General features: G+C 73.4%; 11 protein-coding genes. 5 read left to right on the top strand and 6 right to left on the bottom strand.

The features are described from left to right. Positions 1-55: 55 nt before the first annotated feature. Positions 56-496, top strand: coding sequence for a DUF3592 domain-containing protein (locus AB0J53_RS27685; protein WP_308125945.1), 441 nt, complete (start codon positions 56-58; stop codon positions 494-496). Positions 497-536: 40 nt separating this feature from the next. Here AB0J53_RS27685 and AB0J53_RS27690 read toward each other — a convergent pair whose 3' ends face one another. Next, the gene (locus AB0J53_RS27690) at positions 537-3,173 is read right to left on the bottom strand and encodes an AAA family ATPase (RefSeq protein WP_364177523.1); all 2,637 of its coding nucleotides are present in this window, start codon (positions 3,171-3,173) and stop codon (positions 537-539) included. Between the two features lie 113 nt (positions 3,174-3,286). Here AB0J53_RS27690 and AB0J53_RS27695 point away from each other — a divergent pair, with 113 nt between their 5' ends. Beyond that, complete coding sequence (locus AB0J53_RS27695; RefSeq protein WP_364177525.1) at positions 3,287-4,639, top strand: MFS transporter; 1,353 nt, start codon at positions 3,287-3,289, stop codon at positions 4,637-4,639. A gap of 56 nt (positions 4,640-4,695) precedes the next feature. Here the strand turns inward: AB0J53_RS27695 and AB0J53_RS27700 are convergent, their stop codons facing one another. The 4 genes from AB0J53_RS27700 to AB0J53_RS27715 form a co-directional block, all read right to left on the bottom strand. Continuing rightward, a complete protein-coding gene (locus tag AB0J53_RS27700; RefSeq protein WP_364177528.1) occupies positions 4,696-5,907 on the bottom strand; it encodes an MFS transporter in 1,212 nt (403 codons plus the stop codon). A 72-nt stretch (positions 5,908-5,979) separates the two neighbouring features. Continuing rightward, complete coding sequence (locus AB0J53_RS27705) at positions 5,980-6,582, bottom strand: TetR/AcrR family transcriptional regulator (RefSeq protein WP_364177531.1); 603 nt, start codon at positions 6,580-6,582, stop codon at positions 5,980-5,982. Positions 6,583-6,626: 44 nt separating this feature from the next. After that, positions 6,627-7,862 carry a cytochrome P450 gene (locus AB0J53_RS27710; protein ID WP_364177534.1) on the bottom strand — a complete coding sequence of 412 codons (1,236 nt, stop codon included), beginning with the start codon at positions 7,860-7,862 and terminating at the stop codon, positions 6,627-6,629. Positions 7,863-7,882: 20 nt separating this feature from the next. Next, the gene (locus tag AB0J53_RS27715) at positions 7,883-9,478 is read right to left on the bottom strand and encodes an FAD-dependent oxidoreductase (RefSeq protein WP_364177537.1); all 1,596 of its coding nucleotides are present in this window, start codon (positions 9,476-9,478) and stop codon (positions 7,883-7,885) included. Between the two features lie 183 nt (positions 9,479-9,661). On the opposite strand from AB0J53_RS27715, the gene AB0J53_RS27720 reads away from it, so the two are divergent. Then, the gene (locus AB0J53_RS27720; RefSeq protein WP_364177540.1) at positions 9,662-9,865 is read left to right on the top strand and encodes a hypothetical protein; all 204 of its coding nucleotides are present in this window, start codon (positions 9,662-9,664) and stop codon (positions 9,863-9,865) included. A gap of 8 nt (positions 9,866-9,873) precedes the next feature. Here AB0J53_RS27720 and AB0J53_RS27725 read toward each other — a convergent pair whose 3' ends face one another. Further along, complete coding sequence (locus tag AB0J53_RS27725) at positions 9,874-11,010, bottom strand: mandelate racemase/muconate lactonizing enzyme family protein (RefSeq protein WP_364177543.1); 1,137 nt, start codon at positions 11,008-11,010, stop codon at positions 9,874-9,876. Positions 11,011-11,178: 168 nt separating this feature from the next. Here AB0J53_RS27725 and AB0J53_RS27730 point away from each other — a divergent pair, with 168 nt between their 5' ends. Then, positions 11,179-12,150 (top strand): LacI family DNA-binding transcriptional regulator, encoded by a 972-nt coding sequence (locus AB0J53_RS27730; protein ID WP_364177546.1) that lies wholly within the window; start codon positions 11,179-11,181, stop codon positions 12,148-12,150. Positions 12,151-12,249: 99 nt separating this feature from the next. Then, positions 12,250-13,617 carry an extracellular solute-binding protein gene (locus AB0J53_RS27735; RefSeq protein WP_364177549.1) on the top strand — a complete coding sequence of 456 codons (1,368 nt, stop codon included), beginning with the start codon at positions 12,250-12,252 and terminating at the stop codon, positions 13,615-13,617. The last annotated feature ends 21 nt before the right edge of the window (positions 13,618-13,638 follow it).

A 13,638-nucleotide genomic window follows, 5' to 3' on the forward strand; every position in this document is an offset into this window, starting at 1 on the left:
ACTTCGCGGGGTCGTTGATCGTTGTCAGGGTGTGTCGAGCTCAGGGGGAACCTTGGTGGAGCAGGTCTTCGCGTACTTTCCGTTGCTGTTCGTGGCGTTCGGCGCGGTGATCGCGTGGGGGTCGGTCAGGGGGATCGTGAACGGCAGGCGGTTCGTGCGCGGGGCGCGGCGGGTGCCGGGCGTGGTCGCCGACGTGCGGACGACGTTCGCCGGGCGGGGTGAGCATCTGCGGGCGAGCCGGCGGCCGGTGCTGACGTTCACGACCGTGGAGGGGCGGGAGGTGACCACCGAGTCGTGGGCGGTGTCGGACCTGGGGGTAGGCCGGGAGGTCGAGGTCCTGTACGACCCGCAGGACCCGACGCACGCCGCGCCCGCCGGCGCCGTCGGCGGCGGCTACGGGGGCATCGTCCTCGGGCTCGTGGCGGCCGTCGCCGGTCTGGCGTTCTTCGCCGTCTTCTCCGAGTTCTTCGGCTCGTTCGGCGGCGGTGGCTTCTAGGCCGGTGGTTTCCAGGCCGGTGGTTTCCAGGCCGGCGGGTTCAGCCGAAGATGCTGAGCCGGGCCAGCTCGCGGCGGGAGGTGACGCCGAGCTTCGGGTAGGCCCGGTAGAGGTGGTGTTCGACGGTCCGGCGGCTGAGGAACAGCCGGGCGGCGATCTCCCTGCTGGTGTGGCCCTCCGCGGCCAGCCGGGTGACCTGCAGCTCCTGCGGGGTCAGCCGGTCCAGGGGGTTGGGCGCGGCCGGGCGGGCGGGGGCGGCCGGGGCGCCGATGGCGCGCAGCTCGCCGCGGCTGCGTTCGGCCCAGGGGCGGGCGCGCAGCTCCTCGAAGATCCGCAGCGCCGTGGTGAGGTGTTCGCGCGCTTCGGCGGCGCGGCGGTCGCGGCGGAGCCGCTCGCCGTACAGCAGGGCGGTCCTGGCCCGCTCGAACGGCCTGCCGCCCTTGGCGTGCAGGGCCAGCGCGTCGGCGTACAGGTCGGGGGAGCCGGTGAGCAGGGCGCGGCAGCGCAGCGCGACGGCTTCGGCCCATGGCTGGCGGCTCGCGTGGGCCCATGCCTCGAAGCGGCGCAGCGGCTCCTCGGCCCGTTCGGCGGCGCCGATCCGTACGGCGGCTTCGACGAGGTCCGGCATGGACGTGGTGAGCACGGTGACGTGGTGGCCCGGCCCGGCGTGGGCGGCTTCGAGGCGCCGCAGGGCGGCCTCGTCGCGGCCGAGGCCGAGGTCGAGGAGGCTGAGGGCGCAGGCCGCGGCCACGCGGCTGGTGTCGGTGGCGTCGGCGACGAGCTCGCGGCAGCGGGCTTCGTCGCCTTCGGCGGCGGCGATCCAGGCGAGCGCCACCTCGATCTCGTCGATGCGGCGGCGCAGGCCGGTGTCGCGGGCGATCGTGACGGCCTCGGCGGCGGCCGCGGCGGCGTCCTGGGGGCGGCCGGCCCGGAAGAGGGCGGTGCACCGGTTCTGCAGGACCTTCGGCAGGCGGCCGATGAGCCCCTGCCTGCGGTACTTCTCGATCTCGGCGGCGGTGAGCTCCAGGACGGCGTCGTCGTCGCCGAGCAGGGCGGCGGCGTAGATGGCGTGGATGCGCTCGGGGTCGCCGCCTGCCGAGAGGGTGCGCCGTACGTGGCGTTCGAGCCGGCGCACGCCGGCCGGGTAGTCCTGCTCGATGAGCAGCGCCATGCCGGTCGCCGTGTCGTCGGGCAGGCCGAGGGCGTCGAGGCGCGCGGCGGCGGTGTGGACGGTGGCGGGGTCGCCGGAGAACCAGCCGTAGCCGGCGGCGAGCCGGAGCATCTCGGCCGCGTGCTCCGGTTCGGCCCCGGCGGCGCCGTCGATGAGCAGGAGGGCCGCGTGGCCGGGGTTCTCGCGTTCGAAGGCGACCGTGGCGCGGACCCGGGCGACGCGGGCCCGGTGGGGGCCGTCGGCCGTCGTGGTGGCGGCGTCGGCCGCGAGGGTCTCGGCGTGGTCGGTGTCCCCCGCGGCGAGGGCCTGTTCGGCGGCTCGCGCCCGGCGTTCGGCGCGGCGGCGCGGGTCGGGGGTGAGCTGGGCCGCCCGCTCGTACAGGTGGGCGGCCGAGGCGTACGCGCCCCGGGCGTGCGCCCGGCTCGCGGCTGCGGCGAGGTCGGCGGCGGTCGGCTCGTGCGGCTCGGTGGTGGCGGCGGACAGGTGGCGTACGCGCAGGTCGGGGTCGTCGATCGCGCCGGCCAGGGCGGCGTGGACGGCGAGCCGGCGGCTGGGCGCGAGGGCGTGGTAGGCGGCGTTGCGGATCATCGGGTGGCGGAAGACGACCCGGTCCGTCGTGATGCAGATCAGCCCGGCGCGGTCGGCCTTGTCGAGGTCGCTCAGGCTCGCGCCGAGCACTCGCCCGGCCGTGGCGAGAGTGGGCAGGTGGCCGCGGCCCTCGGCGGCGGCCAGGGACAGCATGGTGCGGGTGCGCTGGGGGAGGCCGGCGATCTGCGCGTGGAACAGGCCGGTGAGCCGGTCGGGGACCGGCAGCGGGGCAGCGGGGTCCGGCTGGGGGGCGGGCGAGGCGGCGAACTCGACGAGCGCGAGGGGGTTGCCGCCCGATTCGGCGATGATCCGTTCCGCGAGGGCAGCCGGGAGGTTGCGCGCGGCGAGGACCCGCGCCGCGTCGGCGTCGTTCAGGCGGGACAGGTGGAGTTCGGCGAGGCCGGCGGCGTCGAAGGAGCCGGTGCGGGCCGAGAACACCATGACGACGCCCTCCGCGGCCAGGCGCCGGGCGGTGAACAGCAGCGCCTCCGTCGTGGCGCGGTCGACCCAGTGGGCGTCGTCGACGAGGCAGAGCACGGGCTGCCGGTCGGCGAGCTCGGTGAGGAGGGTGAGCACGGCCAGGGCGTTGAGGAAGCGGTCCACGCCGGTGGCGCCGCCGGTGCCCAGCACCGCGCGGAGCGCGTCGGCCTGGGGCCGGGGGAGGGCGGCGATGTGCTCCTGGACGGGCCACAGCAGCTGGACGAGGCCCGCGTACGCCAGGTCGGCCTCGCTCTCGACGCCGGTCACGCGCAGGATGCGGAAGCCGCGCGCGGCGGCGGTGGAGGCGGTCCAGTCGGCGAGCGCCGACTTGCCGATGCCGGCCTCGCCGCGGATCACCACGGCGCCGCTGCGCCTGCTCGCGGCGGCGGTCAGGAGCGCCTCGACGGCTTCCTGCTCGGCTGCCCGCCCGTACAGCACCGGCCCTCCGTCCGTAGGTGTGTCAGTACCCATACGTAACCCTGCCCGGCCAACCGCAATTCCGTAATTTTTACCGATTCGGGGTATGGGGTGTGGTTCCTACGGTCGGGATCATGACTGTCACGCAAAGCAGGCCGGGCCGGTTGGCCGGGCTGACCCTCGCCCTCCTGGCGTTCGCCAATCTGATCACGTCGCTGGACTTCACCATCATCTATGTCGCGCTCCCGCACATCGGGCAGGACGCGGGCTTCACCGCGCACGGCCTGCAGTGGGTGGTCAGCGCCTATGCCGTCTTCTACGGCGGGTTCCTGCTGCTGGGCGGGCGGCTGGCCGACCTGCTGGGGCGGCGCAGGACGCTGAACGCCGGATTGATCCTGTTCGGCGCGGCCTCGGTCCTCGGCGGCCTGGCCTCCTCCCCGGCGCCGCTGATCGTCGCCCGGGTGTTGCAGGGGATCGGCGCGGCGCTCGTGTTCCCCGCCACGCTGTCGCTGGTGAACACGGTGTTCGCCGAGGGCAGGCAGCGCAACCGGGCGCTGATGTGGTGGGCGCTGGCCGGGGCGGGCGGGCTCAGCCTGGGCGCGCTGCTGGGCGGGCTGCTCACCCACGCCTTCGGCTGGCAGGCCGTGTTCTGGGTGAACCTCCCGCTGGTGGGCGCGGCGCTGATCGGCGCGTTCACGCTGCTCGACGCCGACCGTCCGCAGGCGCGCGGCGCGTTCGACATCCCCGGGGCGATCACCGGGACGGCCGGGGCCACGCTGCTGGTGTTCGCCATCGCCCAGGCCGGTGAGGCCGGGCTCACCACGACGGTGGCCGTGGCGGGGGTGCTCGCCGTGCTGTCGCTGGCCGGGTTCGTGGCGATCGAGGCGCGCAGCCGTTCGCCGCTGATGCCGCTGCGCCTGCTGGCCAACCGCAACCTCAGCGCGGGCATCCTCGTGATCGTCCCGTTCGGGGCGGCCATGAACACCGTCATGTTCTTCCTCACGCTGTACTTCCAGGACGTGCTCGCCTACACCGCGCTCCAGGCCGGGCTGGCGTTCCTGGTGATGTCGCTGGTCATCGCCGCCGGAGACTTCTGCTCCGAGCGGCTCATGCACCGCTTCGGCACCCGTACGACGCTGATCGTCGGACTGCTCGCCGGGGTGGCCGGGAACGTCCTGCTCGCCGCCTCGATGGGCGCCCAGGCCGGCTTCGTCGCGCTGCTTCCCGGCGTGGTCGTCTACGGGCTGGGGATGGGCATCGTCTTCCCCGCCATGTTCGCCGCCACCGGCACGGGGGTGGCCGATCACGAGCAGGGCACGGCGAGCGGGATGGCGTCGACCGCCTTCCAGGTGGGCATAGCCACCGGCCTGGCGGTCCTGGTCGCGATCTCCGCCGCGTGGGGGATGCCGGCCGCGGTGTACGTCGCGGCCGCCGGCACCGCGCTCGGCCTCTTCGCCGCCGTCGCCCTGCCCTCCCGCACGCCGTAGCCCGTCAGCCCGGACGGCCGCCCATGACGTACCGGCTTCCTCCCCCGGCCCGGCCGTCACACGGGGGAGAGGGCCGGTTCGGCGGCCTCGTCGCGGTCGCCGGTGCGCAGGTGGCGGCTGGCGAGCGCGGGCAGGATCGTGAGGATCGCCAGGACGGCCAGCACGACGCCCAGCACGATCGGGGCGCGGAGCCCGTGGCCCGGGATGAGCGCCGAGCCGATCGCGGAGCCGAGGACGACCCCGAGCGTGATGAACGATGCGTGCACGGTGTTGACCAGCGGCGCGGTGCTGCCGGCTCGCTGCACGCGCACGGCCATCGCGGGGTTCATGGTCACGCCGGTCAGGCCGATGCCGAGCATGAACGCCACCGCCGCGGCCGGGACGTCGGTGAAGAGCGCCAGCCCCGCCAGGGAGACCGCGTTGAGCGCGGTGCCGGTCAGCAGCGTGGCGACGGTGCGCCGGTCGGCCAGCCGGCCGACGACCGCGTTGCCGATGAGCGTGGCGGCGCCGTAGGCGAGCAGGAGCAGCGGGACGGTGCCCTCGCCGAAGCCGGTGACCCGGGTCAGGACGGGGGTGAAGAAGCTGAAGGCGGAGAAGGTCGCGCCGATGATCAGCGTGCTGGAGACGATCGCCAGCAGGAACTGGGGCCGGCGCAGCACGGCGAGCTCGTCGCGCAGCGACGCCGATGGAGCCGCCGCGGCGTCGGGCCGCGCGGGGTCGCGGACGTAGGCGACGGTGAGGATCGCGGCGATCACGGTGAGCGCCGAGATGGTCCAGAAGGCCGCCTGCCAGCCGAGCCGCCCGCCGACGAACGTCGCCAGCGGCAGCCCGAGCAGCGTGCCGAGCATGAGCCCGCTCATCGCCACGCCGACCGCCCGGCCGCGCATCCGCTCGTCGACCACGCGGGCGCACATCGACACGGCGATGCCGAAGAACGCCTGCGAGGCCACCCCGCTGACGACCCGCGCGACCACCATGACCGGGTACGAGGCCGCGAGCGCGGCCAGGACGTTGCCGGCGAGGAAGACGGCGATGATGACTAGCAGCGCGGTCTTCGGCGGGACGCGCAGCAGCGCCATCGTCAGAACCGGACCGCCGACCGCCATCGCCACGGCGAAGATCGTCACCAGGTAGCCGATCCGCTCGATGCCGGTGCCGAGTCCCTCGGCGAGCTGGGGCATGAGGCCGGCGACGGCGAACTCGCTGGTCACCATCGCGAAGATGCCGGCGGCCAGGACGTAGACGACCAGGGGAACCGTTCGGGTCATGTCATCAGCTTTCTGTGATTGAGAATCCAAAATGAGGGCATGCGGAAGCGCCCCGAGGGCCGAGGCGGGGGGTCAGCCCAGGAGGGCGTGCAGCCCGGCCAGCGCGATCCGCCGCAGGGTCTCGGGGTCCGTACCGGCCTGCGCGGTGACCCGCAGGCCGGAGATGACGGTGCTGACCAGCAGTGCGCCGTCGTCGGGGTCGACGCCGGGGGAGATGCTGCCGTCGAGCTGCCCGGCGCGGATCGCCTCGCCCACCAGGGCGCGCCGCTCGCGCAGGTCGCGGTCGAGGAGGCGGGCGACGCGCTCGTCCCGCTCGCGCAGGCCGGGGTCCATGAAGCCGTGCACGACCATGCACCCGGCCGCGTGGCCCCTGGCGGCGGCGTCATGCTCCTCGGCGACCACCACGTCGACGAGCCTGCGCAGCCGCTCGGCGCCGCGCACGCCCTGGTCGGTGAGGATCGCGGCCTGCCGCGCGCCCGTCACCTCGACGTAGCGCTCCAGCGCGCGGACGTAGAGCTCGTCCTTGGAGACGAAGGTGTTGTAGAGGCTGCTGCGCCGCACGCCCGCCGCCTCGCACACCTGCTCGGTCGACGTGCCGGCGAACCCGCGCACCCGGAACTCGTCCGCCGCGGCGTCGAGCACCTTGACCTCGTCGAACATCCGTGGCCTGCCCATGACGCACACCCTAACACGTAATGGACTCTGAAATCCAAAACGGTTCAGGCGGGAGCGACGCCCTCGTAGTCGACCAGCAGGTGGCGCGGCCCGCGCAGCACGGCGCTCGGGCGGTACGGCGGCGGGTCGGCGACCAGGTGCGGCCCGCGCAGCCTGCGGACGAGCTCGGCCAGCACGATCTGCGCCTCCAGCCTGGCCAGCGGCGCGCCGAAGCAGTAGTGGACGCCGCCGCCGAAGCCCAGGTGCTCGTTGCGGGCACGGCACGGGTCGAAGCGGTCCGGGTCGGCCACGTGGCCGGGGTCGCGGCTGCCCGCCGCCAGGGCGAGCACGATCGGCGATCCGGCGGGAATCGTCGTGCCGGCGATCACGATGTCGTCCAGGGCGATCCGCGAGGACACCAGCTGCACCGGCGGCTCGTACCGCAGGAGCTCCTCCACGGCGGGGACGATGAGGCCCGGATCGGCGCGCAGGCGGTCGAGCAGGCCGGGATCGCGCAGGAAGGTGAGCATGCCGTTGGCGATGAGGTTGATCGTGGTCTCGTGGCCCGCGATGAGCAGCAGCACGGCGGTGGAGACGACCTCCTCGGGCGACATGCCGCCCTCGGGCCCCCGGTACGTGACGAACCCGGACAGCATGTCGTCGCCCGGCTGCCGGCGGCGCTCCTCGGCCAGCCCGCCGAGATAGCGCTCCAGGTCCCGCGCCACGGCCAGGCGTTCGCGCTCGCGCTCGGCGCGGTCCTCCTCGCCCGGTCCGAGCGTTTCCACGATCTGGTCGGCCCAGGCGTGGAACTGCGGCTCGTCCTCCTGCGGGACGCCCAGCAGCCGGCAGATCACCGCCACGGGCAGCGGGTAGGCGACCTCGTCCACCAGGTCGGCCCGCCGCTTGCCGGCGATGCCGTCGATCAGCTCCGTGGTGATGGCCAGCATCGCCGGCCGCAGCCCGTCCACGACGCCGGGGGAGTGCGGCGGCCCGAAGTGACGCATGGCCAGCCGCCGCAGCCGGTCGTGCGCGGGCGGGTCCAGCCCGATGAACGAGATCGCGCCGTCCTCCTTCCCGCTCGCGCCCGGGTCCGCGTCCGGGCCGCCGAGGTTGCGGCGGTCGGAGCTGACCCTCGGGTCGTGCAGCAGCGCGACGATCTCGCGGTACGTGCTGACGACGTACGTGCCGTCGGGCTGGCGCGCGACCGGAGTGCGGCGCAGCTCGCCGAACAGCGGATAGGGGTCGGCGCGGCCCGAGGGGTCGAGGATCCGCTCGAAGGCGCTGGACGAGGTCGTGGTCATGTCTTCTCCTGCCGGGGCGATCAGCTCTGCGGCGCGTGCAGCAGCGAGGCGCGGCGCTCGGCCGGGTCGTGGCCGGTCACCACCACGGTGGCCCCCGCCGTGGCGACCAGCCGTTCGGGCACCCGCGCGGGCACCGGCCCGCCGTCGCCGTCCTGGTCGACGTGGCGGAACTCCGGCGGGAACGGCGCGGCCGACTCGATCAGCCGCTGGTAGAACTCCAGCCACAGCCCCTGGTCGAACGTCACCGCCGCGGTGACGCGGCCCCGGTAGCCGTAGACGGCGGCGAAGCGGCGCTCGGCGACAGAGCCCTGCGTGATGACGACCTCGTCGGCGAACGTCGGCACGCCGACCGACTTGATGTTGACGCCGAACTGGGTGGACCAGAACACCGGCACCGACAGGTGCGGCCACCGGTGCGCCTGGTCGCTGACCATGTTGTGGGCGGCGATCTCGGCCTGGGCGACCGCGTTGCCCCAGTGCTCCAGCGTCATGAACTGGTAGTCGTAGAGCGGGTGCGGGAAGCGGGCGATGTCGCCGGCGACGAACACGTCGTCGGTGACCAGGCCGTTGGTGTCCACGGCGCGGCAGCCCGCGTCGCAGGCCACGCCCCACACCCCGGCGGCCAGGCCGGAGTCGCGCAGCCACTCGACGTTGCGGATCGAGCCGAGCGCGACGACGGCCACGTCCGCCTCGACGGTGCTGCCGTCGGACAGGCGGGCCCCGCGCAACCGGCCCTGCCCGTCGCCTTCCAGCGCCGTCACCGTCGTGCCGCACCGCAGGTCCACGCCGTGCTCGCGCTGCAACGCGGCCGCCACGTCGCCGATCACGCCGCCGAGCGCGTTGACCAGCGGGGCGGGGCCGCGTTCGACGACCGTCACCGGCAGGTCCAGCTCGCGGCAGACGGAGGCGATCTCGCTGCCGGTGAACCCGGCGCCGAGCACGAGCACCCGGCTGGGCCGGGCGGCCAGCGCGGCGCGCAGCCGCTCGGCGTCGGCCGTGGTGCGCAGCGTGTGGACGCCCTCCAGCGCGGCCTCCGCCTCGTCCGGCCAGGGCCGGGCCCGGGTGCCCGTGGCCAGCAGCACCCGGTCGAAGCCGATCTCGCGGCCGTCGGCCAGCCGCACCTGCTTGCCGGCCACGTCGAGCCCGGTCGCCGGGGTGCCCCACAGCCATTCGGCGTCGACCTCGCGCAGGTGGGGCAGCATCGTGTGGCCGGGCGCGACCTGGCCGGTGAGCACCTGCTTGGACAGGGGCGGCCGGTCGTACGGCTCCTGCCGCTCGTCGCCGATCACCGTGAGCGAACCGGCGAACCCCTCCCGCCTGAGCACCCCCGCGGCCCTGGCCCCGGCCAGCGACGCGCCGACGATGACGATGCGGCCGTCGGTCATCTTCCGGCCGGACGGCCGGGACCGTCCCTGGGCGGCGTACGTCTCGGTCCAGTCGAGATGGATGGCCTGCACCGGGCAGGCGGCCGCCGCCCGCAGCACGTGCCCGCGCTGCTCGTCGACGGGGTCGAGGTCGTACAGGAGCGCCTCTTCGCGCATGCTGAAGACGTCCGGCGCGAGGAAGGCGCACTGCCCGTATCCCTGGCAGCGCGTCAGGTCGACGACGACTCTCACAGGCACTCCCCGTTGAGCGGGCACGCGCCCCCGCTCCTCGGTGGCGGCCCGGCCTGTGAGGGCCTACCCCGCCCCGCTCGGGCCGTAGCCCGCCCGGCCCCGTTCCTTCCCGTCTCTTTGCCGTCCCCGCCCCCGCCCCGCCCCCCGTCCCCGTCCCCGCTCCCGCCCGGGGATGATGGAGGCATGACACGCAGAAGCCCGTCACCCTCGCCCGTGGTCGTCGGGATCGCGGCGCTGGCGCTCGGCGTCGCCGGGGTGACGCTCTGGAGCGTCGCCACCCTCGTCGCCTACGTGCTCGGCCGGCAGGGTCTCGCCGTTCTGGCGCTGGTCCTCCTGGCTGCCGGGCTCGCGACCTTCGTGCTCGTCCGCGCCCGCAGGGCCGGGTAGAGGCGCGATCACCAGTTGGTGAACGCGCCGTCGGGGGTGCGCAGGTGGGGGCGTTCGGCGGCCGTGGCCTGGTAGGCGCGGGCCCGGGCGCGATCGATGTCGACGCCCAGGCCGGGCAGGTCGGGGACGGCGAAACGGCCGCCGCGCACCACGGGCCGGGCGGTGAAGACGTCGGCCAGCTCGGGCAGCGCCTGGTGCTCCTGCACGCCGACGTACGGCGAGGCCAGGTTCAGGTGCAGCGAGGAGGCGGCGGTGACCGGGCCGAGCGGGTTGTGGGTGGCCAGCTTGACGTAGTGCGTCTCGCACATCGCGGCGATCTTCCTGGCCTCGGTGAGCCCGGCCGCCACGGCGACGTCCACCCGGGCGTAGTCGACCAGGTCCTGCTCGACGAGGCGCTGGAACTCCCATTTGGACCCGAGCTGCTCGCCCGCCGCCAGCGGCACCGCCGTACGCGATCGCAGCGACCGGTACACCTCGAGACTCTCGCAGCGCAGCGGGTCCTCCACGAAGTACGGCCTGGCCGGCTCGATCTCGCGGCACAGCGTCACGGCCTCGGGCAGGTCGAGCCGCGTGTGCACGTCGAGGATCAGCTCCACGTCGTCGCCGACGGCCTGGCGTACGGCGTGGAACAGCTCGATGCCCCAGCGCATCGAGGCGCGCTGGTCGAGCGTGCCGTCGCGGTCGTGGGGCACGGCGAAGCGCAGGTGCCGCCAGCCGTCCGCGATGAGTGCCCTGGCCCGGTCCAGGAACGCGTCGAGGTCGTGGTAGTCGTCCCCCAGGTGCGCGTAGGCGGGGACGTGGTCGCGCACCCGCCCGCCGAACAGCTCGTAGACCGGCACGCCCAGCGTCTTGCCCCGGATGTCCCACAGTGCGACGTCGATCGCGGCGATGGCGGAGGACAGGATCCGGTCGGCCGGGAAGAAGCCGCGGCGGAACATCACCTGCCACAGGTGCTCGATCCTGGCGGGGTCCTCGCCGAGCAGCAGGTCGCCCAGGTGGTCGATCGCCCCGGCGACCGCCTTCTGCCGTGATCGGATGCCCACCTCGCCGATGCCGTGCACGCCCTCGTCGGTGTCGATGACGACGAGCATCATGCTGTCGCCGTGCTCGGGCAGGGTGAGCACTTCCCAACCAGTGATCTTCACAGGCGAACTCCAATGAGAACGTTACCGGGATTTTCGCAACAAATCATGCAACATCCCGACTGGATTGACCAGGGGCGGATTCATGCCGGTCAGAAAGGTGAAGAACACTCTTGACGGTTCCCGGGAACGTTTGCGAGCATCCTCCGTACCGATGACGAGGAGGGCGGCGTGGCAGTGACGATCCGGCAGGTGGCGCAGGCGGCGGGGGTGTCGGTCTCGACCGTCTCCCGCGCGTTCACCGCGCCCGACCAGGTGCAGCCGCAGACCCTGCGGCGCATCAGGGACGCCGCCGCGCAACTGGGCTACACGCCCAACCCGGCGGCCCGCTCGCTGCGCGGCGGGAAGACCGAGTCGCTCGGACTGATCATCCCCGACATCGCCAACCCGTTCTTCCCGCCGATCATGAAGGCGATGCAGGCCCGCGCCAGGAGGCTCGGCTACACCGTGCTCGCCGCCGACACCGACGAGCGGGAGTCCGACGAGCTGGAGACCATCGCCGCGGTCTCCAAGCGGGTGGACGGCATGATCCTGTGGGCCTCCACCCTGGCCGAGGACCGGCTCGCCGAGCTGGCCGCGACCATGCCGGTGGTGCTGGTGAACCGGCACGTGCCCGGCATCCCGGAGGTCCACATCTCGCTGACCGCCGGCATCTCCCAGGCGGCCGAGCACCTGAAGGCCTACGGCCACTCCCGCTGCGTCTTCGTCAACGGCTCGCGGGCCGAGCTCAGCCGGGGCAAGTCGATAAAGGAGGCGTTCGAGGCGCACGGCCTGTCCCTCGTCGAGTTCGGCCCGTACGAGCCGCGCTTCGAGACCGGCGTGCACGCCGCCACCCTGGTCACCTCCTCCGGTGCCACCGCGGTGCTCGCCCACAACGACCTGGTCGCGCTCGGCGTGCTGCACCAGCTCGCCAAGCTCGGCGTCAGCGTGCCGGGCGACGTCAGCGTGATCGGCATAGACGACACGCTGCTGGCCGAGACCTCCACCCCGTCGCTGACCACCATCCGCATCTCGGCCGAGGAGCTCGCCACCCAGGCCACCGACCTGCTGCTCGACACCATCGCCGAGCGGGGCGGCGGGCGCGTGGTGGAGATCGGCTCCCGGCTCATCCCCAGATCCTCGACCGGGCCCGTGCACAGCTGACCGAAAGGTCCCTTTCGCGGTGCGGCATGCCGTACCGCTATCCCGTCATGCCATCTTTAACACCATTCATCCTGCTATGACCTGAATGCGGGAGTTCAGATGAAGAAGACCACCGCCGCCCTCGGCGTCGCCGCCCTGGCCACGGCCCTCGCCGCGTGCGGCTCGTCCTCCGGTTCCGGTCAGGAGTCCGGCACCATCACCCTCAGGGTCCAGGGCATGCCGCCGGCGACCGACAAGCCGGGCCTGGCCGCGTTCGAGAAGATGGCCGCCGACTTCGAGAAGCAGAACCCCGGCATCGCCGTCGAAGGCTCCTCGGCCGACTACGACCCGCTGACGTTCTCCGCCAAGCTGGCCGGCGGCAAGGTCGAGGACGTGATCAAGGTGCCGCTCACCGAGCCGCAGGGGCTCATCGCCCGCAAGCAGGTCAAGCCGCTCACCGCGGAGCTGGCCAGGTGGCCGCACTACAAGGAGTTCAACCCGCAGGTGCTGCGGCCGCTGAGCGACACCGCCGGCCAGGTGTACGGCGTGCCCCAGTCGCCGTTCGCGATGGGGCTCGTCTACAACCGCGACCTGTTCGAGAAGGCCGGCCTGGACCCCGACCGGCCGCCGGCGACCTGGGACGAGGTCCGCGACCACGCCAGGCGGATCGCCGAGAAGACCGGCAAGGCCGGGTTCGTGCACGAGTCCAAGAACAACCAGGGCGGCTGGCAGCTCACGAAGCTCACCTACGCCTTCGGCGGCGACATGGAGAAGCAGGACGGCGGCTCGTGGGTGGCGGCCTTCAACGCCGAGCCGGCACGCCAGGCCCTGACCCTGCTCAAGGAGATGCGCTGGAGCGACGACTCCATGGGCGACAACCAGCTCATCGACCAGAACGACGTGATCAAACGGTTCGCCGCCGGCGAGATCGGCATGTACCTGGGCACGCCCGGCACCTACCGGCTGGCCAAGATGACCTACGGCATGAAGGACACCGACGCGTTCGGCGTCGGCCCGATGCCCCAGGCGGGCGGGAACGCCACGATGACCGGCGGCGACGTCTACATGGTGCCCAGATCGGCCTCCGCGGAGAAGACGGCCGCGGCCGTGAAGTGGCTGCTGTTCGCCTACGCCCAGCCGCAGTACGACACCGGCGCCGCCGCCGAGCGGGCCAAGGCGCTGGCGGCCGACCCGAACGCCGCCGTGGGCGTGCCGACGCTGCCGATGTTCGACGAGGCCCAGCAGGCCAAGATCGACGAGGCCGTCAAGCCGTACGTGAACGTCAAGCTCGAGCACTTCCGGCCGTGGGTCGAGGGCACGCCCGAGCTCGAACTCCGCGCCGAGCCCCCGGTGCAGGCCCAGGCCGTCTACGCCGTGCTCGACAGCGTGGTGCAGGCCGTCCTGACCGACAAGGACGCCGACGTCAGCGCCCTCCTGGCCCAGGCGGAGACCGACGTCAACACCAAGCTCGCCGCGAGCCGGCAGTGATCGTGGCGCCACTCGCCAGGA

The organism is Nonomuraea sp. NPDC049725 (genome assembly GCF_040674795.1).
GTDB classification, from domain to species: domain Bacteria; phylum Actinomycetota; class Actinomycetes; order Streptosporangiales; family Streptosporangiaceae; genus Nonomuraea; species Nonomuraea ceibae.